Source organism: Comamonas sp. 7D-2, assembly GCF_022749555.1.
Taxonomy (GTDB): domain Bacteria; phylum Pseudomonadota; class Gammaproteobacteria; order Burkholderiales; family Burkholderiaceae_C; genus Comamonas; species Comamonas thiooxydans.
Map to the genome: position 1 here is coordinate 112290 of NZ_CP094238.1, position 21597 is coordinate 133886.

Consider the following 21597-nt stretch of genomic DNA (forward strand, 5'->3'; position numbering starts at 1 on the left):
TATTCACAGGGGCAGGGCACGCTCCAGCACGGCGGCGATGTCCAGCCCAGCCGGGTCGAATGCTCCGACCACCATGGCCCCGTTCTGCGCGCCCAGGCGGGTGTGGATGAAGCCATCGGCCATGGGGTCGGGCGCATGTCTGTGCAGGAGGCAGGCCTGGGCCAGCAGACACAAGTCCTGCACCAGTCGACGGGCCTGCGGCTCCAGTGCCTCGGGGGAAGCGGACAGGCGTTTGGCCAGCGATTGCGCCGTGGACGTCAACAGGGGCTGGCCGGCAGCCATATCGCCGAGATCCTGCAACAGCAGGCGCGTGGCCTCGGGCTCTCGGCCCATGGCGCGCAGCACGTCGAGACACATCACATTTCCAGAGCCTTCCCAGATGGAGTTGACCGGCGCTTCGCGGAACAGGCGCGCGACTATGCTGTCCTGTACATAACCGTTGCCGCCAAAGACCTCCATGGCTTCGCCCGTGATCTCCACCGAGCGCTTGCAGACCCAGAATTTGGCGGCCGGAGTCATGATGCGCTTCCAGGCGCGAGCCAGCAGATCGCCTTCGGCCTCCAGCTCATAGGCCTGAGCCAGATGCATGGCGAGCTGCATGGAGGCTTCGCTTTCGAGTGCCAGGTCCGCGAGCACGGTGGCCATCAGGGGCTGATCCGCGAGATGTCTGCCAAAGGCCGAGCGCTGGCGCGCATAGGCAATCGACTGCACGGTTGCGCTGCGCAAAATGGCCGCGCTGCCCAGCACGCAGTTCAGCCGCGTGTAGCTGGCCATTTCGATGATGGTGGGAATGCCTCGGCCTTCCTCGCCCATGAGAATGCCCCAGGCGTCCTGCAGTTCCACTTCCGAGCTGGAGTTGCTGCGGTTGCCTATCTTGTCCTTGAGGCGCTGCACACGCACGGGGTTCTTGCTTCCGTCAGGGCGCCAGCGCGGCACGAAAAAGCAGGCATGACCGCCGAGCTCACCGCTTGCCGTGGCCATGCGAGCCACCACCAGATGGGCGTCGCACATGGGGGCCGAGAAAAACCATTTGTGGCCGCGCAGCAGATACTCGCCGCCGCGACCTCCCTCATGCACGGGGCGAGCCACCGTGGTGTTGGCGCGCACGTCCGAGCCGCCCTGTTTCTCCGTCATGCCCATGCCTATCCAGATGGATTTTTTCTGGCTCAAGGGCAGATCGCGTGCGTCGTACTCGTGGCTGAACAACCGGGCCTGCAACTGGCTCCACAGCTGCGGCTCTTTTTGCAGCACGGGGATGGCCGCGGTGGTCATGGTGGCTGGGCATAGCGTGCCTTGCTCCACCTGGCCGTGCAGGTAAAAGCCGGCGGCCCAGGCGCTCCAGCGGCCGCGGCTTGGGCTCTCAAAGGGCAAGGAGATCAGGCCCTGTTTGCGATACAGCTCCATGAGGCGGTGCCAGCTGGGGTGGAATTCCACGGCATCTAGCACACGCCCGCGTGCGTCAAAACGCTGCAGCTCGGGCGTATGGCGGTTGGCGAGTTCGGCATGCTCCCAGTTGTGCTTCTCGCCAAGCTGTTGCGCAAAGCGGTTCAGAGCCGGCACAAAGCCCTGCGCCTGCTGGCGCTGCAGCACTTCCTGCAAGGCCGCATCGGCCTGCAGCAGATTGATGCCGGTCAGCTCATCGAACTGGTTAAAGACGTCATGGGTGTCCAGGGCCTGCATGCGATCACTCCTGTGGCTGTGCACTCGTCACAGGCCAATATAGAGCGCCGCATGGCCGACGCAAAGCGGGTTTTCAGCCGCCTTGTCGCCGGTGTTCAGCGCCTGCGTGCCTGCTCGTACAAGCCCATGACGCGCGGCACGTTACCCTCCAGCTGGCGTATGCGATCGGGGCCCGTCGGATGCGTGGAGAGAAAGCCTATGCCGCCTTCGCCCGTGGCCTGGCCCATTTTGCGCCACAGACTCACGGCGGCCTGCGGGTTGTAGCCGGCGCGTGCGGCCAGTTCCAGTCCGACCAGGTCGGCATCGCTTTCGTCATTGCGGCTGAACTTGAGGCTGAGCAATTGCCCGCCCAGGCGTGCAGCGGCATTGCCGATATCGCCCAGACCCAGCAATTGCGCGCCCAGCGATATGCCTATGCTGGTGGCCTGGTTCTTGGCCAGTTGCTCGCGCGAATGCTCGCGCAGGGCATGGGCCATCTCGTGGCCCATGATCATGGCGATCTCGTCGTCCGTCAGCTTGAGCTGGTCGATGATGCCTGTGTAGAAGGCGATCTTGCCGCCGGGCATGCAGAACGCGTTGATCTGCTTGCTGCCTATGAGGTTGACTTCCCAGCGCCATTGGCTGGCGCGCGGGTTCCATTGCGCGGCATAAGGGATGAGGCGCTGGGCAATGCTGCGCAGGCGCTGCAGCTGCGGGTTGCCGGCGTCTGCCAGCGCGCCCTGGGCCTTGGCCTTTTGCAGCAGCTCCTGGTATTGCTGGGTCGCAGAGTTTTCCAGCGTCTCGGCCGGCACCAGCTGGCGCATCACCGATGCCTTGCCGACCTCCACCTGCGCCTGCGCTGGCGCGTGCATCAGCGCAGCACAGACCAGTGCGGGCAGCAGGCAGTTGCGGGTGGCGGGCAGGCGCAGGGATGAGATGAGGGCGTGCATAAGCGCCAAGTCTATGCGAGCTGCAGTCTGCCTCGGGTCAGACGGTTTCTGCAGTCTTGCGCTCTGCCTGCACTACCAGCCACAGACCGCCGATCACGCCGAGCAGACCGATCACGGACCACCAGGCGGGGCGCTCGCCGACCACCAGCAGCGACAGCGCAAAAGCGGTGATCGGCTCGGCCTTGCTCAGTGCCACGCCGGTCGCGGCAGACATGCCGCGCAGGCCCACGGAGAACAGCAGATAGGCAAAGCCCGTGGCGAACATGCCCAGATAGATCACCACTGCCCAGCCGCTGGCGCTGATCTGCAGCGGCCCGCCCAGCCAGGCCGAAACGGGCAGTGACAGCAGGGCCGCGCAGGCAAACACCCAGGCATTGACCGTGGCCACGCGCGATTGCAGCACCAGTGCCTGGTTGACCAGCGCGTAGGCGGCATAGGACAGACCGGCGAGCAGACACAGGGCCATGCCCGCCCATGGCAGATGCTGTCTGTCGGTGGCGGCCAGCGCCATGACAATGCCTCCGCCCACGCCGGTGCAGGTACCCAGCCACCATTGGAGACTGGGCATGCGCTTTTGCACCACGGCCTGCATCAGGCCGGCCCAGATGGGACCGCTGCCTATGGCCAGCGCCGTACCCAGGGCCACGCCGCTGGCCTTGACGCCGGCAAAGAAGCTGAGGTTGTAGATGGCCATGCAGAGGCCGCAGAACACGATACGCGCCCAGCGCATGGGCTGGCGCGCATGGCCTCGATCCAGCAGCAGCGCCAGCGCGCCAAAGAACAGCGCGGCCATGACCATGCGCAGGCCGCCCACCCAGTAGGGCGAGAGCTGTGCAGGCGCGAAATGCTGTGCCGTGCCCGTGGTGCCCCAGAGCATGGCAGCGGCCAGCACCAGGCCGACAGGGCCCAAGGCGCTGCGGGGTGATGGGGAAGAGATAGCGGAAGTGACAGACATGAGTGAGCCATCATGCGCGGGCCCGGGCCACCCATCTGTCGAGAAACGCTTGAAGTGAGGGGGCGGCTCAGCGGCGCTCACGCAACTGGCGCGATGTCAGGCCGCGCTCGCGCCGCAATGCATAGGCCAGGGCGCTGGCCGATGCGTAGCCGCAGCGCAGAGCGGTCGCTTCGAGTGCCGCCCCCTTTCTGAGCTGCAGCACGGCAGCGTCCAGACGCAGGCCGCGAAGCCAGTCCTGCGGCGTGCGATCCGTCAGCTCCACGAAACGGGCATGGAACTGGGCCACGCTCAGATGCACCAGGTCCGCCAGCCGGGCCGTGGGCCAGCTTTCATGCAAAGCCGCCTGCACTTGGCGCTGCAGCCACAGCAGATCCATGCCGCGACGTTGCAGCAAGGTGGGAGCCTGCAGCACCAGAGCCATCTGCGCGGCAACTGACAGGCTTGATTGGGGAAAGCGCAACGCCGGGGGCACGGCAAAGCGGCGCAGCTTGTCCAGCCCCTGGATCATGGGCGCATCGATCACCAGCACCTGGGTTTGCGGTGCTGCCAGATAGCCGTGGCCGGTACCTGCGGGAATGACCATGCCGCAGGCGCTGTCCACAAAGCTGGGCCTGCCACCCACCTCCAGCTCCATGCGGCCCTGCAGCGCAAACAGAATCTGGGCATGGTCATGGGCATGGGCCTGATGCTCGCCGCTGTAGCTGCGCACCGATGCCTGTGCCTGGTCAAGCACGGGGTGCGGGGATGCGGTGTCACGGCTCATGGCTAATCTTGCTTGCTTACAGAAAGAGACGGTGATCCGGCCAATGGTAGCGTCCGGCGACTGGCGTGGGCAACCGATAATGCCCTCTGCCTCAGAGAACCAGACCATGACCGAGTCGTCCCAAACAAGTCGCAACCCCTCCTCCGCAGATGTCGTCATCAAGCCCAAGCGCAGCTGGAGCCAGGCCTTCAAGGTCTATGCCCAGCCCACCAGCTTGCGCATGCTGGCTTTGGGTTTTTCGGCCGGCCTGCCGCTGTTGCTGGTGCTGGGCACCTTGAGCTTCTGGCTGCGCGAGGCCGATATCGATCGCACGACGATTGGCTTCCTGAGCTGGGTGGGTCTGGCCTATGCCTTCAAATGGGTGTGGTCTCCGCTGGTGGACCGCTTGCCCTTGCCTGCACTGACGCGCATGCTGGGGCGTCGCCGCAGTTGGCTGTTGTTTTCGCAGCTGCTGATCGTGGCGGGCCTGCTCGGCATGTCCTTCATGGACCCCAAGCAATCCCTGCAGCCGCTGGTGTTATGCGCGGTGCTGGTGGCTTTCGGCTCGGCTACGCAGGATATCGCGCTGGATGCCTATCGCATCGAGTCCGCCAAGGTCGACGATCAGGCGGCTCTGGCGGCCACCTACCAGACCGGCTATCGCCTGGCCATGATCTGGGCTGGCGCCGGCGTGCTGTGGGTGGCGGCCCAGGTTCAAGGTGATGTGCAGGGCTATATGGTGCAGGCCTGGCATGTGGCCTACACGGCCATGGCGGCGAGCATGCTGGTGGGCATGATCACGGTGCTGCTATCGCCCGAGCCTGAAGCTCGTCCCATGGCACCGGCACGCAATGCGGCCGAGTGGATCAAGGGCGCGCTGATCGCTCCGTTTGCCGACTTCATAGGCCGCTACCGCTGGCAGGCGTTGCTTCTGCTGGCGCTGATTGGTCTGTATCGCGTGAGCGACGTGGTCATGGGCATCATGGCCAATCCGTTCTATGTGGACATGGGCTATACCAAGGAAGAGGTGGCTGCCGTGACCAAGGTGTTCGGCGTCATCATGACGCTGCTGGGTGGCTTTGTGGGCGGCACCATGGCGGTGCGCTGGGGCGTGATGCGCGTGCTGATGCTGGGCGCCGTGCTGTCGGCATGCACCAATATTCTGTTTGCCTGGCTGGCTACGCGCGGCCACGATGTCTCGGCGCTGGTCTGGGTGGTCAGCGCCGACAATCTCGCCGGGGGAATCGCCTCGGCGGCCTTCATCGCCTATCTCTCGGGCCTGACCAACGTGCAGTACTCGGCCACGCAATATGCGCTGTTCAGTTCGATGATGCTGCTGGCCCCCAAGTGGCTGGCGGGTTTCTCGGGGGCGTTTGTCGATGCTTATGGTTACGAGGCGTTTTTCCACACCACGGCGTTGATGGGCTTCCCCGTGCTGCTGCTGATTTTCCTGGCATCCAGAGTAAAAATTGGCTCTGACGCTTGATGAACAAGCACTGACAGCTATTGTTTTTGAGCGACTCGGCGTTTACCCAACTTTACGCACCAGACAAGAGCAGGTCACCTGCGTGCTGCAGCATGGCGTCTTGAAGAAATACCGAGGCGCGAGCATGACTACACTGCCCCCTATGAGCACGCACCAACTTCTGATGATTGAGGACGACGTTCGCCTGGCGCAAATGGTGAGCGATTACCTGGGCAATAACGGCCTGGAAGTGACCCATATGGCTGACGGCAAAAGCGGCCTGGAACAGCTGCAGCCCGGCGATGGCGGCTCGGTCGAGCTGCCCGATCTGGTGATCCTGGACCTGATGCTGCCCGATATGGACGGTCTCGAAGTCTGCCGCCGCATACGTTCCATGCCTGGTGCCCCCGCACAGGTCCCGGTGCTGATGCTGACCGCCAAGGGTGATCCCATGGACCGCATCATCGGTCTGGAGCTGGGCGCCGACGACTATCTGCCCAAGCCTTTCGAGCCGCGCGAGCTGCTGGCCCGCATTCGCGCCATCCTGCGCCGTAAAGGCAGCGAGAGCCAGGCGGCCCCCGCCAATGCCGTCATGCGCTTCGGCAGCCTGGAAATCGATCGTGATGCCCGCACCGTGTCGGTGGGCGAGCAGCAGGCCGATCTCACTTCCTACCAGTTCGACCTGCTCGTGGCACTGGCCGAGCGCGCCGGTCGCGTTCTGACGCGCGACCAGATCATGGAAGCCGTGCGCGGCCGCGAACTGGAGGCCTTCGACCGCTCCATCGACGTGCACATGGGCCGCATCCGCGCCGCCATCGAGGCCGACCCCAAGGCTCCCAAGCGCATTCTCACGGTGCGCGGCGTGGGCTATGTCTTTGCCAAGCAGCAAGACTGATGAAGCTGCTGCACATCTTCTCCCAGCGCCTCTATCTGCGCATCTGGCTGGCCGTGGTGGTCGGCGTGGCCGTGCTCACGCTGTGCGTGGCCTGGGCCTGGAATATTGCTGAAGAGCAGCGCGCACAGAACAGCACCACGCCTCCCTCGCGCGAGATGGTGCTCAAGGGCCCTGAGGGCGAGGTGCTGGTGGAGGGACGTGGCAACCGCATCTCCGGCTCGCCCGTGGATGGCGTGCGTTTTGAAATTGCCGCCAGAGACGGGCAGGTCTATGAGCTATGGATGGCGCCACGCGAGTGGCGTGAGGGCCGCCCTCCCCCGCGTGACGGTGCCGTCGCCTTCTGGCTGCGGCCGCCATTCGGCTTTCTGTGGATGCTGGGCCTGGTCGGCGTGGCGGTGGTTGTGGGTGTGTTCCCCATCATTCGCCGTCTGCTCAAGCGTCTGGAAAACCTGCAGCGCGGCGTCAAGCGCTTTGGCGAGGGTGATCTGTCGGTGCGCGTGCCCGAGCATGGGCATGACGAGGTGGCGGATCTGGCGCACCAGTTCAACGCTGCTGCAGCGCGCATAGAGACCTTGATGACCTCTCACAAATCTCTGTTGGCCAATGCCTCGCATGAACTGCGCTCGCCGTTGACGCGCATCCGCATGGGCCTGGAGTTCATGGGTGACGACCCGGCCAGTGCACGCGCCAAGGCCGAGATTCAGCGCAATATTGGCGAGCTTGACCAACTGGTCGACGAGATCCTGCTGGCCAGCCGCCTGGATTCCAGCGAGGTCGATGTGGGCACGGTGGAGTCGGTCGATCTGATCGGTCTGGCGGCCGAGGAGTGCGCGCGCATCGATGCCGATCTGGAGATGCAGACCGATGGTCCGCTTGAGGTGCAGGGGATCGCGAAACTGCTGCGCCGTGCCGTGCGCAATCTGCTGGAGAATGCGCGCCGCTACAGCGAGGGCGAGATCACTCTGTCCCTGTCCAAACAGGATGGCATGGCGTTGATCCGTGTCGAGGATCACGGCCCCGGGGTTCCCAAGGCGCAGCGCGAGCGTATCTTCGAGAAGTTCTATCGCCTGCCCGGGGCCAGCGAGCGCTCCGGCGGCGTGGGCCTGGGCCTGTCGCTGGTGCGCTCGATTGCCGAGCGCCATGGCGGCACCGTGCACTGCGAGGCGCGCCAGGACGGCCGCAGCGGTGCGAGCTTTGTGATCTGCCTGCCGCTGTCCTGAGCCGCTGCCCGGAAAAAAGCCCCGCAGGTTTCTGCCTGCGGGGCTTTTTGTTTCAGCGCGGCTGCTGGGCGGGGCGGCCTATGGAGACATAGCCCAGGCCATGGCTGGCAGGCAGGGCAGGCTCGTAGAGGTTGCGGCCGTCAAAAATCATTCTGTCGTTCAGTGTTGTGGCCAGCAGGTCGAAGTCCGGCGCACGGAAGATCTGCCATTCGGTCACGATGGCCAGACTGTCTGCATCCTGCACGGCAGCCAGGGGGCTGTCCACCAGCTCCAGGTCGGCACGCTCGCCGTAGATGCGACGGGCTTCCTTCATGGCAACGGGATCGTAGGCTTTCACCTTGGCACCGGCGGCCCAGAGCGACTCCAGAAGATTGCGGCTGGGCGCTTCGCGCATATCGTCGGTATTGGGCTTGAAAGCCAGGCCCCAGACGGCGATGGTCTTGCCCTCAAGCTGGCCGCTGTAGAAGGCGCTGATGCGCTCGAACAGCACATTGCGCTGGGCATGGTTGCGGTCCTCTACGGCATTGAGCAGCAGAGGCTCGAACTTGACCTCCCTGGCTGTGTGGATCAGCGCCTTCACGTCCTTGGGAAAGCAGCTGCCGCCATAGCCCACGCCCGGGTAGATGAAGTGGTAGCCGATGCGCGGGTCACTGCCAATGCCGCGGCGCACGGCCTCCACGTTGGCACCCAGCTTTTCCGCCAGGTTGGCAATCTCGTTCATGAAGCTGATCTTGGTCGCCAGCATGGCATTGGCCGCATATTTGGTCAGCTCGGCGCTTCGGACATCCATCATCACGATCTTGTCGCGATTGCGGTTGAAGGGAGCGTAGAGCTCGCGCAGCTTGGCTTCGGAAGCCGGGTTGCCGGTGCCTATGATGATGCGGTCCGGGCGCTGGCAATCGCCCACTGCCGCGCCTTCCTTGAGAAACTCGGGGTTCGACACCACATCGAAAGGGTGCTGCAGATTGCGCTGCGCAAGGCCTTCGGCAATCACGGCCGAGACCTTGTCCGCCGTGCCCACGGGCACAGTCGATTTGTTGATGACGATGCGCGGTCCGTCCATGTGCTGGGCGATGGTGCGGGCCACGGCCAGCACATATTGCAGGTCGGCGCTGCCGTCTTCGTCGGGCGGCGTGCCCACGGCCAGAAAGATCAGCTCGCTGTGCGCCACGCCTTCGGCGGCATTGGTGGTGAACTGCAAACGACCCAGTTGCTGGTTGTTGATGACGAGTGCATCGAGGCCTGGTTCATGGATGGGAATCTGGCCAGCCTTGAGTGCCGCGACTTTCTTCTCATCCACATCCACGCAAAGCACCTGGTGGCCGACATCGGCCAGCACGGCACCTTGCACAAGACCGACATAGCCGGTACCAAAGACAGTAACTTTCATACGCGATAAAAAGAGCGATACCAATCCACAAAATGCTGCACGCCCGTGGCCACGGGCATGGCTGGCGAGAAGCCGACCCAGGCTTGCAGGGCACGTGTGTCGGCCGAGGTGCTGTGCATGTCGCCGGGCTGTATGGGGAGCATTTGCTTGCGGGCGGTAATTTGCAGGGCGCCCTCCAGTGCCGCGATGTAGTCCATCAGCACGGTGGGCGAGTTGTTGCCGATATTGAAGATGCGATAGGGCGCGGTGCTGGTGCCGGGATTGGGATTCCGGCTGTCATAGCCGGCGTCGGGCGTGGCGGGCTTGTCCAGCACGCGCATGATGCCTTCGACGATATCGTCGATATAGGTGAAGTCGCGCACCAGCTTGCCTTCACCATAGACATCGATGCTCTCGCCCGCCAGCATGGCCTTGGTGAACTTGAACAAGGCCATGTCGGGGCGGCCCCAGGGGCCGTACACCGTGAAGAAGCGCAGGCCTGTGGTGGGAATGCCGTACAGGTGCGCATAGCTATGGGCCATCAGCTCATTGGCCTTCTTGGTGGCCGCGTAGTAGCTGATGGGGTGGTCCACCGCGTCGCTTTCGGCAAACGGCATCCTGGTGTTGCCGCCATAGACGCTGGAGCTGCTGGCATAGACCAGATGCTCGACCTGGTGCTTGCGGCAGCCTTGCAGGACATTGCCAAAGCCCAGCAGATTCGAGTCGGTATAGTCGTCGGGCTGATCGATGGAGTAGCGCACACCGGCTTGCGCGGCCAGGTGCAGAACTTTGCTGGGGGCTACCTCGGCAAACAGGTCGGCCATGCCTTGCCGATCCGCCAGATCGAGTTCCACAAAGCGGAAGTGGGCGTGTGGGCGCAACTCGGCGAGGCGGGCATGCTTGAGCGCCACGTCGTAGTAGTTGTTGAGGTTGTCGATGCCAACCACGGTCACACCTTGCTCAAGCAGTCGCTTGGCGCAATGCATGCCGATAAAGCCGGCACAGCCGGTGATCAGAACAGGATTCATGGGGCAATCCAGAGATATTGGTATTGCGCAGGTGTTGCGCTGGCAGGCATTTTCTCGAAAGGGATGCTCAGTGTCTGCAGCGCGGTTTTTGCCTGGGTGGTGAAGATGCCGTCCCACCAGCCCGCGACGGGCTTGTCGGCGCGTGTGATCAGCAGCAGGCCGCCTGCGGTATCGGCACCGGCCTGAGACAGGCACTGCCTCAGCTGGGAGCCATCGGAGCAGCCCAGGGCGTAGGTTTGCGGGAACTGCGAATGCAGCATGGCCGCCAGCATATGGTCCGAGCCGACGATGACTCCCTTGCCGCTGTAGCCGGCCTGGCTCAGTTCCTGGGCCAGCGCCTTGACCGGATGGTTGAGTTCGTCGGGATCGTTCTTGCGACCGCCCTGCCAGGGGCGCAGCGTGGCCATGATCAGAAAGATCAGGGCAAAGACGATGACGAAGACGGTGAACATGCGGCCCACGCCCTGTTCCAGCAGTGCCGGGCGCCAGACATAGAGGGCCAAGGGTGCAACAGCCGTCAGAGGCAGCATCCAGCGCTGCTTGAAGTCCGTGACATCAGCTGCCAGCACCATGCCCAGCAGGCAGACGGCAATGATGAGCAGGTAGTTGCGCAGCAAAGGCCTGGCCCATTCCTGGCTGGGCAAAGACGCGTCGGTGCCGGGCTTCCAGAGCCTGGAGCGATAGCTGAGCACGGCGGCAATCAGCCACAGGCCCAAGGTCGAAAGCAGGGCCTTGAGCAGATTGCCCAGGCCTTTCAGATGCGAGGCCTCGGTGGAGATGGACATCTTCTGTACGGTCTCGGTGGTTGCCATGCCCCAGTGCGAAGCCAGCCAGAAGGCATGGGGCGCAAACACCAGCAAGCCCACCAGCGGAGCCAGCCACCAGCCCCTGGCGAAGATGGCAGAGCGGACCTGTGCCACCGTCATGGAGGCCACGAACAAGGCCCCAATGAGCATGGCATAGCTGTATTTGGACAGCATGCCCAGACCGCAGAAGAGGCCGATCAAAACAAAATTGACGGCCTGCGGCTTTTGAACCTGGCGCAGCACGGCCCACCACAAGCCCATGGTCATGGCTGTCACCATCACCGTATGAGTCTGGTCGCGCAGCGAGTCCCAGCCGAAGGGCGGCATCAGCAGCAGACCTGCGGCAACCCACCAGGCACCTTTTTGATTGAGCAACTGCCGGCCAGCCAGCCATGCCAGGCAATAGGCCAGGGCAATCAGCAGATGTTTGAGCAATGCCAGAGCCAGCACCGAAGGGCCGAGAAGCTGACAGACCGCCCATTGCATCCAGGTATACAGAGGCGGCTGCGGGCCATAACCCAGCTGCAATTGCTGGGCCCAGAGAATCTGTTCGGATTCATCCCATTTCATGCCTGCTGAAATGCTGATACGGGAAACGATATGGGCACAAACTAAAAGAGCCAGCCATATCCATGGCTTGGCATAAAGAGTCTGCTGCCAGTCTGGGCGAATAGAAGTCGAGGAGTTTGATGCCATAGGATTTGGCGGGTGCACATGTTTTGATAGTGCGCACTTACGATTGCGCTTGGCTTTGCAGGCCAAACAATGGGCCTGGCGCAAATGGCACCTAGGGTATTCAGTTAGTATAGGTGACTGTTATCCAAAATCATTGAGCATGACGTCCGTGCACGATTCCAATCCCGAAGTTTCCATCGTTGTTCCTGTTTATAACGAGTTCGATAATCTGCCCGATCTGGTGGCCCGCATTGACGAGGCCATGCGCACCCAGTCACTGAGCTACGAACTGATTGCGGTGGACGATGGGTCGACGGATGGCAGTGCCAGACGTCTGCGCGAGCTGGCCGAACAGCATCCCTGGGTGCGTGCCGTCTGTCTGGTGCGCAACTACGGTCAGTCCAGTGCCTTGCAGGCCGGTTTTGACCGGGTGCGCGGCCGGTATGTGGTCACGCTGGATGCCGACCTGCAAAATGAACCCGGCGATATTCCGCTGTTGCTGGAACGTCTGGAAAACGACCCCGATGTGGACATGATCTCGGGCTGGCGCAAGAACCGCCAGGACAAGGCCCTGTCGCGCCGCCTGCCCTCGGTGCTGGCCAACCGCCTGATTTCCAAATTCACCAATGTGCAGCTGCATGACTATGGCTGTGCATTGAAGGCCTATCGCCGCGAAATCATTGACCGCATTCGCCTCTATGGCGAGATGCACCGCTTCATTCCCTCACTGGCGCGTGATGCCGGTGCGCGTATCACGGAGATTCCGGTGCGTCACCATGCACGCACGCGCGGTGTTTCCAAATACGGCATAGATCGCACCTTCCGGGTGATTCTGGATCTGATCTTCATTGTCTTTTTCATGCGCTTTCGCCAGCGTCCGCTGCATGCCTTTGGCGGTATGGGACTGTGGATGGCAACGCCTGGCGTGCTGATCCTGCTGTGGCTGCTGGCACAGAAGATCATGGGCGAATCGATTGGCGGCCGACCCCTCTTGATGGCGGGAGTCATGCTGGTGCTGATGGGCATGCAGTTCATCGCAGCGGGCCTGATCGGCGAGCTGCTGACGCGTATCTATTACGAGTCGGGCAGTGGCCTTCAGTACCACGCCAAGGATTACAGCGCAGCCAGGCACAAGCCCGAAGAAAAAACAGCGAAAACCGAGACTACGGTCCTGTGAGCAAGGCGCGTAAGGCGGTTGTCCGAGCCCTGATGGGCATCGCTTTGCTGGCCGCCGTTGTCTATCTCGCCAACCCTGTGCAACTGTGGGGCCGGCTGCAGCAGGCCAGCCCCTGGTGGTTGCTGGGGGGCTTGGGGATTTCCATTGCCTCGAACGCGGTGTCGGCATGGCGCTGGCGTGCCATGGCGCGGTGGCTCGGGGCCGAGATGTCGCTGGCCTCTGGCATACGCTGGTACTTTCAGGCCATTGGCCTGAATGTGTTGCTGCCTGGCGCTGTTGTGGGCGGTGATGTCTATCGTGCGATTGCGCTGCAGAAGACCGGGCAGGCCAAGGCGGCAAGCAATCTTTCGGTGATTCTGGATCGCGTCAGCGGTCTGTGGATGTTGTGCGCGATCGGTGGCCTGGGGGCGGTGGCCTGTGCTTCCACACTGGCCCCCTGGATACACATGAACACCACGGTTTTCATCGCTCTGCTGCTTGTCGTCATCATGCTGTGGTTGCTGCTGCCTTGGGCTGCTCTGCAGGGCCTGCGCAGCAACTGGCTCAAGTTGCCTGGTGCATGGATGGAGCCTGTGCGCTTGGCGGCAAGCAGCCCGAACTTCCTGCTGCAACTGTGGGTGCAAGCCGCATCCTCGGCATTGGTGCAATTGCTGTCTGCTGGTGCGCTGGCCTGTGGGGCCATGGCTCTGGGCCTGCATTTGCCGCTGGCCGTATGGGCCTTTGTCATCGCCCCCGTGTTTTTGATGGCTGCACTGCCTGTCAGTGTGGGCGGCTGGGGCACCCGTGAAGCTGCTGCTGTGGCAGCCCTGGCTCCCTTCGGAGTCCCTGCGGTACTAGCGGTTGGGGTTGGGCTCTTGTATGGTGTCTTTGCCCTGGGCCAGGGGGCTCTGGGAGCTCTGGCCCTGGGTTTGCCGGGCAGGTCTCAGGACTGAGTTTTGGTGACTGCAGACTGGGTTTCCATTCTGCAAATACCGCCCCAGAGCACGGCGAGGCTGAAAATATAGAACATGTTTCCGCTGTTGTGCGCGAAGAACACCTGGGTCCAGCCAAAGCCGAAGTAGGCCAGCGGCAGCAGCGTGGCGGCCGCGCGCAGAGCCAGCAGCTTGGAGCGCTGCGCCGCATCGGCATGCGCCAGACGGCGCTGCGTGGGCCAGAAAATGGCTGCAGGCACGGCATAGAACGCCAGCAGCAGGATCAGACCTGGCAGCCCGCGCTTGACCCACATATCCAGGATTTCATTGTGCGCATGCCCATATTCCATGACCGAAGGGTGGGCCAGGCCTTGATCGACCATTTGCTGCTTGGCCGCAGGGTAGCCAGCCAGTCCCCAGCCGCTGAAGGGGCGCTGTTCGATCAGATGTATGGCAAGCCGCCATTGCTCCAGACGCTGGCCGACAGAGGTCACTGCATATTTCTGCGGGTCTTGCAGATACTGTGAGACTTCCCGAGCAGCTTCGCTGCTTCGTTGTTCCAGCTTCTGGTAGGCCGGCACTGCCACGATCAGCCCGAGCAGCAGCATGGCTGCCGCCGTCATGCTGGCCAGACGCTTGTAGCCATTGAGCCATGCCATCAGCCAGATGGCCGCGATCAGCAGCGGTATCGCGACCCAGGAGCCGCGGGAGTCGGAAAGAAAGGACGCATAAATACCGCATGCAGCCATTAGCCCCAGAGCTGCTGTTTGAGACTTGCTCCAGCGGCCCAGCAAAGCCAGGGACAAGGTGGCAAAACCCATATACATGGCGATGCCACCATACTGGATGGCATTGGTAAAGCCGGAGACACGTAGCATCTTGAGCACGCCGGCCTGATACGCAGCAATCGCCAGAGCACCCACACTCCCCAGAGCCAGGCCCCAGACAATGGCCGTGAGCCGGATACCTGTTTTGCTCAGATACCAGAGGCAGAGAGCGGCCAGCGCGTATTTCGCGCCATAACCCCAGCCCGCCGCCGAGAACCAGTGGTCGAAGGACAGGCTCCAGAGCAGGCCCAGCACCAGCAGAAGCCCCGCCAGCACGAAAGTCTCGCGCCTGGCAAGGCCTTGGGGGCGGGCCGCGATACAACCGGCGAGAGTCAAAAGAGCCAGGGCCGTGGATCCGTAAGAGTAGCCAGAGGGGACGCAAAGACTCAACGCAAAGAATGCAAAGCAGGCGGCATCCAGGGCATGCGCAAGAGCAGTCGCCCGCTTGCCGGTTCGAGGTGTGACTTGTGTAGGCACATTCATAGTTGTCAATCAGGTTCTCCTGCGAGGCAGTTGGCTTCAACCTACACTGCAGGTCTTGTATTCGGTGCAGAAGTGTATGTCGTCATTACCCATTGTCTTTATCAATCTGTCCAAGGATGCAAAGCGCCGCGAGCGGATGACAGCCCAGTTCTCGCAAATGGGGTTGACAGCATCGCGCTTGCCTGCAGTGTGGTGGGCGGATCTGTCCGAGGCCGAGCAAAAACGTTACTTCTGTGCGCCGCAAAGCCATGGCCGCTACTTCAAACCCCTGAGCAACGGAGAGAAGGGCTGTTACGCCAGTCATCTGAGGTCATGGCAGCAACTCATGGATAGCGACGCTCCTGCCATGGTTGTCTTCGAAGATGATGTGCGGCTTCTGCCGGATTTGCCCCAGGCGCTGGCCGCGATTGAAGCACTGCCCGCCGATGGCAGCTGGGACATGATCAAGCTCTACGGGCGCGAGCCGGAAAAGATCGCGGATCAAGGTCCGTTGGTTCAGGGATCTTTGCAACTGATCTCCTATCAGCGGGTGCCCAGCTTTGCTGCCGGCTATGTCATCAGTCGATCCGGTGCCCGCAAGATGCTGGAGGCACGTGTTCCCTTCGATAGACCAGTCGATGTGGATATTCGCTTCTGGTTTGAGAACGACCTGCGTGTGTACGGGGTCTACCCCTCGGTCATTTCTCTGGATGACACCAGCGAGATCAGCAGCATCTGGGCCCAAAAAGAAGCACCGGCGAATCGTTTGCAAAAAATGCGCAAATTCAAGATGAAGCTGGCTTTGAGCTGGGGGAACTTTCGGGCTTCAAAGCCTCTTGTAACGGCAGTTCTCAAGCGCTGACCGGCAGCAGTCTTTGATAGTGGGACCACATCTGTTCTCGTCCGTAGTGGCTTAGTGCGTGGACGCGCGCCGCTGCGCCCAGGCTCTGGGCCAGCGCTGGATTCTGGAGCAGTCTTTGCAATGCGTCGGCCATGGAGTCGGGGTCTGACTCCCGCACCCGCAGGCCGTTCACCTCGGGGGTGACGACTTCCCGGGCTCCGATGACATCGGACACCACACAGGCACAGCCTGCGGCCATGCCTTCCACCAGCGCCAGAGGCATGCCTTCCCAGTGCGTAGCCAGAACAAAGATCTGAGTTCTGGACAGTCGCTGGGGCAGGTCCGAGACATTGCCCAGGAAGCGAACCTGCTGCTCAAGTCCCAGCTCAGCCACCAGCCGCTCGGCTCTGGCCCTGAGCGAACTCTTGCCTGCGCCGGCCAGATAGAGTGTGGGCGTCAGGCCGCGTTGCCTGAGCGCGGCCAGAGCCCTGATCAGCGTGTCGTGATCTTTCTGGCGCGCAAAGCGCGACGCCATGTAAATGGCCGGCTCGCGTTCCTGCCAGCGCTGGGGCATGGCGTCTTGAGCAAAGCGTGTCAGGTCGATGCCGTTGCAGATGGCAATGCATTTTTCGGCCGGGAAACCTCGTTCGACCAGACTGGTTCTGACGCCTTCAGAGACGCCGATATGGGCCTGGGTGAACGGCTCCAGCGCCAGGGCCTGGCGCAGACGACGCGGCGTGTAGCGCTCACGCGAGTTGTGCTCCACATGAAAGATATGCGCCACACCCTCGGCTGCAGCAGCGCGCCTGCCCCAGATATGGTCGCTGAAACCATGGGCGAACATCGCATCGGGCTTGAAGTCTCGAATGACTTTGCGCAACTCCCAGACGGTGAGTGCATGCAGCCAGTTGGACACCACCTTGACCTGCAGGCCTTGCTGGCGCAGGGAATCGATCTTGCGCTCATCCGTGCTGGGCTTGCGGCGCAGCACCAGCAGAACTTCATAGCCTGGCGTGTGTAGTGCGGCCAGACTCAGGTCTACCGCGACCTGGGTGGCGCCGGAAAACCCTCCGGTCACGAAGTGCAGGATTCGGATCGGCGTTGTAGCGTCAGTTTTTGGCTCAGGGAAAGAGTGTGAGTTCATTGTTCTGATGGACAATCTGCACAGATCATTTGCGTCTATTGTTTCTTTTTGTTCTCCGCACCATGACCCGGATTCCTGCCCAATTATTCAAAAGCGCATTGAAGCTGGTTCAGCCCCGGACGCTGAAATCCTCAGCAAGCTATTGCGACGCAATACCGGTCATTGTCGAAGGCAAGGTAGCTGCTCCCGCACCGCAATTAGCGGCGTCGCCGGGCGCTGCGATTCCCAGGAAATTGTGGACCTACTGGAACCATGCTCAGCCCGACTCGTTTGTGCGCGAATGCATCCAGAGCTGGCGTTTGCAGTGTCCGGATTATGAAGTATGCCTTGTGCATCCTGGCAACCTGGCCCAGTACGTGGCACAAGAAGCTTTGCCTGCCCGGTTCCATGAGCTGCATCCCACCAAACAATCTGACTGGCTGCGCCTGTACCTCGTGGCCCTGCATGGAGGCTTCTGGCTGGATGCCAGCACCCTGCTGACGCGCTCGTTGGGCTGGATGCAGGCAGCCGTCGACTCCAGGACTGAGTTTGTGGGTTTCTATCTTGAGAAATTCACCACCCAGGTGCAGAGGCCTGTGATCGAAAGCTGGGCATTTGGCGCTTTGGCGGGCTCCGATTTCATCGTCGCCTGGCAGCGGGAATTTCACCAAGCCTTGATTGTCGAGGGAACCGAGGCCTATCTGCAGCGGCTCCAGGCACAGCCCGATTGGGTCGATATCCGGCAGAACATTGGCGATCCTCATTACCTGCTGATCCATGTCACGGCACAGCAGGTGCTGCGCCAAAGACAGTATTCACGCATGGCATTGTTCAAGGCCGAGGACTCGGCTTATTACTATCACCATGCCTTGCGCTGGAAATGGTATTTGCTGTATCCCCAGTTGTGTCGGGTTCAGGGGCCGAAGATCAGTGCTCCCATCGTCAAGCTCAGAGGCGGAGAGAGGCGGCATTTCACGGAAATGTTCAAAGCCCATGGCGGGGCAGTGCCAGGCAGCACCTGGCATCGGGCTCTCAATCCCGAGGCATAAAAAAGAGGCTCCTATCGGGAGCCTCTTTCATGAACGGTGGTTGCTTCAATGCCCGCCAGCAAACACCTCACCGGCCTTGAGGCGGTAGGTCGTGCCGCAATAAGGGCATTTGGCGTCGCCGGTCTTGGCCACGTCCAGATAGACCTTGGGGTGGCTGTTCCACAGTTTCATGTCGGCCTTGGGGCTGGGGCAGAACACGCCACCTTGTGCGTTGAGGTCTTTGGCGGCCAGTTCGACGACGGCATTCGTGGTCATTTCTCGTGTCTTTCGTGTTTTCAATAATGAAGCATGGCCGGAAATACTGGCGCAATTGAGGTCAGAAGCACCAAGCAAGGGCCGTCCCGCAGCGACGGTGCTGTCCCCCGGGGGGGAAGCGGCAAAGCCGCCCAGGGGGTGATTTATACCAAGGTCAGCCAGTGTGCGTACTTGGGATTGCGGCCGTTGACGATGTCAAAGTAGGCCGCCTGGATTTTCTCGGTGATCGGGCCGCGGCAGCCTTCGCCGATCTGCACGCGGTCCACTTCGCGGATGGGCGTGACTTCTGCGGCAGTGCCGGTGAAGAACAGCTCGTCCGAAATGTAAAGCTCATCGCGGGTGATGCGCTTTTGCACCACTTCCAGGCCCAGGTCCTTGCAGATGTGCAGCACGGTGTTGCGCGTGATGCCGTTGAGTGCGCCAGCGGACAGGTCGGGGGTGTAGATCACGCCATCCTTGATCACAAAGATGTTCTCGCCCGATCCTTCGGAGACAAAGCCCGATGCGTCCAGCAAGATGGCCTCGTCGTAGCCGTCGTCCAGAGCCTCGGTATTGGCCAGGATGGAGTTGGTGTAGTTGCTCACCGCCTTCGCCTGGCTCATGGTGATGTTCACATGGTGGCGGGTGAAGCTGGAAATCTTGGTGCGGATGCCGCGCTGCATGCCTTCCTCGCCCAGATAGGCGCCCCAGGCCCAGGCCGCCACCATCAGGTGGATGGTGTTGCCCTTGGGCGAGACACCCAGCTTGCGGTCGCCGATCCAGGTCAGCGGGCGCAGATAGCAGGATTTGAGGCCGTTGGCCTTGACCACCTCGACCTGAGCCTGGTTGACCTGCTCCTGGCTGAATGGGATCTGCATGCGCAGGATCTTGGCGCTGTTGAACAGGCGCTTGGTGTGCTCTTCGAGGCGGAAGATGGCCGTGCCCTGTGCGGTTTCATAGGCGCGTACGCCTTCAAAGGCGCCGCAGCCATAGTGCAGCGTATGGGTCAGCACGTGGATCTTGGCATCGCGCCACTCCACCAGCTGACCATCCATCCAGATCTTGCCGTCGCGGTCGGACATCGAGGGAACAACAGGGCTCATAAAACCATCCTCTATGGGTTGTGTGTTCGGCGGGCGCTGCTGCCGGGTCGGCGGCAGCGCTTGTCTCCTGAAGCTGCCATTTTAGGGGGAGGTCGGGGCAGATGTCCGGTCTGTTGCTTGCGCATCAGCCGCCGCAGAGTCTTCCTTTTGCTCGGGACGCTGCAGCTCCCACTTCATGAGACGGCCAGCGACAAATTCGCAGGTCACATGGGACTGTGTACCGTCAGTCCAGCGGTAGATTTCCGGGCTCTGGCCCTCTTCGGACAGACGCTGACCCAGGGAGCGGGTCATGGCCACCACATGGACCAGAGGAGCCTTGGGCTTGAGCTTGGCATTGAGCATCACGGCGCTGCCCACATAGCCGATAGGCCGGTCCGACGCCTTCTTCATGATGGACATCAGGCGCGTGAAGTGCAGCAGCACCCACATGATGATGCCGCCTGCAACGGCCGCCACGCCGGGCCAGCCCGCAGAGTTGTAGGCCGCGATCACCAGCACGATCAAGCCCAGGGGAACCAAAATATTGCGCAAATTCATGGGCTTATTGTCATACGAGGGTATGGGTTTGAGTGTGCGGACAGTGCGTATGCCCGTACAGGCTGCTGTGATCAAGGGGTTTTCAAAAACAGTAGCTGCATGCGTATTTAGAGAAACGACTTCAGATTATTTACTACCTGATGTCGATGATTCACAAGCGCAGGCAGCTATCAAAATACATCAGCCAATGCCGCGCACGATGTTGATGGCTTCATCAACGCGCTCCACGGCATGGATGGTCAGGCCGGCGATGGGCTTCTTGGGGGTATTGGCCTTGGGAACTACGGCGATAGTGAATCCCAACTTTGCCGCCTCCTTGAGTCGCTCCTGACCGCGAGGGGCGGGGCGCACCTCGCCGGCCAGACCGACCTCGCCAAACGCGATAAAGCCCTTGGGCAGTGACTTGCCACGCAGGCTGGAAGTGATTGCTAACATCACCGCCAGGTCGGCTGCAGGCTCATTGATGCGCACGCCGCCCACTGCATTGACGAAGACATCCTGGTCGGCGCAGGCCACGCCCGCATGGCGGTTGAGCACGGCCAGCAGCATGGCCAGCCGGTCGCGGTCCAGGCCGACGGAGAGGCGGCGCGCGGCCGGGCCGCCCTGGTCCACCAGGGCCTGGATTTCCACCAGCATGGGGCGCGTGCCCTCCAGTGTCACCAGCACGCAGCTGCCGGGCACGGGCTCGCTGTGCTGGCTCAGGAAGATGGCGCTGGGGTTGGTCACGCCCTTGAGGCCTTTTTCTGTCATCGCGAAGACGCCGATCTCGTTGACGGCGCCAAAGCGGTTCTTGATGGCGCGCACCAGGCGGAAGTTGCTGTGCGTGTCGCCTTCGAAATAGAGCACCGTGTCCACCATGTGCTCGAGCACGCGCGGGCCGGCCAGCGCGCCGTCCTTGGTCACATGGCCCACCAAAATGATGGTGATGCCCGTGGTCTTGGCCGCGCGCGTCAGATGGGCCGCGCACTCGCGCACCTGGGCCACGGAGCCCGGTGCCGAGGAAAGCTGGTCCGAATACACGGTCTGAATCGAGTCGATGACCACCACGGCGGGCTGGGTGGCCTCCACGGTGGCCAGGATTTTCTCGAGCTGGATCTCGGCCAGCACATTGACCTGGCTGTTGTCCAGCCCCAGCCGGCGCGAGCGCAGCGCCACCTGGGCGCCGCTTTCCTCGCCCGTCACATAGAGCGTGGGCAGACCGATACGATGCAATGCATCCATGGCTTGCAAAAGAAGTGTGGACTTACCTATTCCGGGATCTCCGCCAATCAGCACCACGCCGCCTTCGACCACGCCGCCGCCCAGCACGCGGTCCAGCTCCTCGATACCGCTGGGGGTGCGCGCCACATCCTGGGCCTCGATGGCCGACAGCGGAGTGACGGGCTGGGCATTGGCCAGACCTGCATAGCCTTGGGGCTGGCTCAGGCGGTTCTTGCCGCCCGAGGCGGAGTCGGCCACGGTCTCGACCAGGGTGTTCCAGGCGCCGCAGCCAGGGCATTTGCCCAGCCAGCGCGGGCTGGTGCCGCCACAGGCGTTGCAGGTGAAAGTGGTTTTCTCTTTGGCCATGGG

Annotated in this window: 20 protein-coding genes; 7 read left to right on the top strand and 13 right to left on the bottom strand. The window is 62.2% G+C overall.

The window, feature by feature from the left end; translation table 11 throughout:
• Positions 1 to 3: 3 nt before the first annotated feature.
• From MPZ60_RS00495 to MPZ60_RS00510, 4 genes are all read right to left on the bottom strand, one after another.
• Positions 4 to 1680: an acyl-CoA dehydrogenase family protein gene (locus tag MPZ60_RS00495; protein ID WP_034351282.1), complete on the bottom strand. Its 1677-nt coding sequence runs from the start codon at positions 1678 to 1680 to the stop codon at positions 4 to 6.
• Positions 1681 to 1775: 95 nt separating this feature from the next.
• Positions 1776 to 2609 (bottom strand): M48 family metallopeptidase, encoded by an 834-nt coding sequence (locus MPZ60_RS00500; protein WP_034351285.1) that lies wholly within the window; start codon positions 2607 to 2609, stop codon positions 1776 to 1778.
• A 37-nt stretch (positions 2610 to 2646) separates the two neighbouring features.
• A complete protein-coding gene (locus MPZ60_RS00505) occupies positions 2647 to 3519 on the bottom strand; it encodes a DMT family transporter (RefSeq protein ID WP_080746055.1) in 873 nt (290 codons plus the stop codon).
• A 112-nt stretch (positions 3520 to 3631) separates the two neighbouring features.
• Positions 3632 to 4327, bottom strand: a complete 696-nt coding sequence (locus tag MPZ60_RS00510; protein ID WP_034351287.1) for an AraC family transcriptional regulator — start codon at positions 4325 to 4327, stop codon at positions 3632 to 3634.
• A 106-nt stretch (positions 4328 to 4433) separates the two neighbouring features.
• Between MPZ60_RS00510 and MPZ60_RS00515 the strand changes: the two genes are divergently transcribed.
• From MPZ60_RS00515 to MPZ60_RS00525, 3 genes are all read left to right on the top strand, one after another.
• Positions 4434 to 5792, top strand: coding sequence for an MFS transporter (locus MPZ60_RS00515; protein ID WP_034351291.1), 1359 nt, complete (start codon positions 4434 to 4436; stop codon positions 5790 to 5792).
• 124 nt (positions 5793 to 5916) lie between these two features.
• Positions 5917 to 6666 (top strand): response regulator, encoded by a 750-nt coding sequence (locus tag MPZ60_RS00520; RefSeq protein WP_034351293.1) that lies wholly within the window; start codon positions 5917 to 5919, stop codon positions 6664 to 6666.
• Entirely contained in the window at positions 6666 to 7886 is a 1221-nt protein-coding gene (locus MPZ60_RS00525; protein ID WP_034351296.1) for an ATP-binding protein, read from the top strand. The genes MPZ60_RS00520 and MPZ60_RS00525 overlap by 1 nt, the downstream gene beginning before the upstream one ends.
• 52 nt (positions 7887 to 7938) lie before the next feature.
• Here the strand turns inward: MPZ60_RS00525 and MPZ60_RS00530 are convergent, their stop codons facing one another.
• Genes MPZ60_RS00530 through MPZ60_RS00540 form a run of 3 tightly spaced genes read right to left on the bottom strand, consistent with a single transcriptional unit; the run spans position 7939 to position 11659 of the window.
• Positions 7939 to 9276: a UDP-glucose/GDP-mannose dehydrogenase family protein gene (locus MPZ60_RS00530; protein ID WP_034351299.1), complete on the bottom strand. Its 1338-nt coding sequence runs from the start codon at positions 9274 to 9276 to the stop codon at positions 7939 to 7941.
• A complete protein-coding gene (locus tag MPZ60_RS00535) occupies positions 9273 to 10283 on the bottom strand; it encodes an NAD-dependent epimerase (RefSeq protein ID WP_034351301.1) in 1011 nt (336 codons plus the stop codon). Before MPZ60_RS00535 ends, MPZ60_RS00530 begins: the two co-directional genes overlap by 4 nt.
• Positions 10280 to 11659 carry a glycosyltransferase family 39 protein gene (locus MPZ60_RS00540; protein WP_052052658.1) on the bottom strand — a complete coding sequence of 460 codons (1380 nt, stop codon included), beginning with the start codon at positions 11657 to 11659 and terminating at the stop codon, positions 10280 to 10282. Before MPZ60_RS00540 ends, MPZ60_RS00535 begins: the two co-directional genes overlap by 4 nt.
• A 265-nt stretch (positions 11660 to 11924) precedes the next feature.
• Here MPZ60_RS00540 and MPZ60_RS00545 point away from each other — a divergent pair, with 265 nt between their 5' ends.
• Positions 11925 to 12941, top strand: coding sequence for a glycosyltransferase family 2 protein (locus MPZ60_RS00545; RefSeq protein ID WP_034351303.1), 1017 nt, complete (start codon positions 11925 to 11927; stop codon positions 12939 to 12941).
• A 32-nt stretch (positions 12942 to 12973) separates the two neighbouring features.
• Positions 12974 to 13873, top strand: a complete 900-nt coding sequence (locus MPZ60_RS00550) for a lysylphosphatidylglycerol synthase transmembrane domain-containing protein (RefSeq protein ID WP_187771842.1) — start codon at positions 12974 to 12976, stop codon at positions 13871 to 13873.
• On the opposite strand, the gene MPZ60_RS00555 is transcribed toward MPZ60_RS00550, so the two are convergent.
• Positions 13864 to 14955, bottom strand: coding sequence for an O-antigen ligase (locus tag MPZ60_RS00555; RefSeq protein WP_242607002.1), 1092 nt, complete (start codon positions 14953 to 14955; stop codon positions 13864 to 13866). The genes MPZ60_RS00550 and MPZ60_RS00555 overlap by 10 nt on opposite strands.
• Before the next feature lie 283 nt (positions 14956 to 15238).
• Here MPZ60_RS00555 and MPZ60_RS00560 point away from each other — a divergent pair, with 283 nt between their 5' ends.
• Positions 15239 to 16003, top strand: coding sequence for a glycosyltransferase family 25 protein (locus MPZ60_RS00560; RefSeq protein WP_034351307.1), 765 nt, complete (start codon positions 15239 to 15241; stop codon positions 16001 to 16003).
• Here MPZ60_RS00560 and MPZ60_RS00565 read toward each other — a convergent pair.
• Positions 15993 to 17126: a glycosyltransferase gene (locus tag MPZ60_RS00565; protein WP_052057547.1), complete on the bottom strand. Its 1134-nt coding sequence runs from the start codon at positions 17124 to 17126 to the stop codon at positions 15993 to 15995. The genes MPZ60_RS00560 and MPZ60_RS00565 overlap by 11 nt on opposite strands.
• Positions 17127 to 17188: 62 nt before the next feature.
• Between MPZ60_RS00565 and MPZ60_RS00570 the strand changes: the two genes are divergently transcribed.
• The gene (locus MPZ60_RS00570; RefSeq protein WP_187771846.1) at positions 17189 to 18154 is read left to right on the top strand and encodes a glycosyltransferase family 32 protein; all 966 of its coding nucleotides are present in this window, start codon (positions 17189 to 17191) and stop codon (positions 18152 to 18154) included.
• Positions 18155 to 18199: 45 nt separating this feature from the next.
• On the opposite strand, the gene MPZ60_RS00575 is transcribed toward MPZ60_RS00570, so the two are convergent.
• From MPZ60_RS00575 to radA, 4 genes are all read right to left on the bottom strand, one after another.
• Entirely contained in the window at positions 18200 to 18409 is a 210-nt protein-coding gene (locus MPZ60_RS00575) for a zinc-finger domain-containing protein (RefSeq protein WP_003059801.1), read from the bottom strand.
• Positions 18410 to 18552: 143 nt separating this feature from the next.
• On the bottom strand, positions 18553 to 19491 hold the full coding sequence (locus MPZ60_RS00580) for a branched-chain amino acid transaminase (RefSeq protein WP_034351308.1): 939 nt from the start codon (positions 19489 to 19491) through the stop codon (positions 18553 to 18555).
• Between the two features lie 81 nt (positions 19492 to 19572).
• Entirely contained in the window at positions 19573 to 20028 is a 456-nt protein-coding gene (locus tag MPZ60_RS00585) for a hypothetical protein (protein WP_034351309.1), read from the bottom strand.
• 180 nt (positions 20029 to 20208) lie between these two features.
• Entirely contained in the window at positions 20209 to 21594 is a 1386-nt protein-coding gene (radA, locus tag MPZ60_RS00590; RefSeq protein ID WP_034351311.1) for a DNA repair protein RadA, read from the bottom strand.
• Positions 21595 to 21597: the final 3 nt, after the last annotated feature.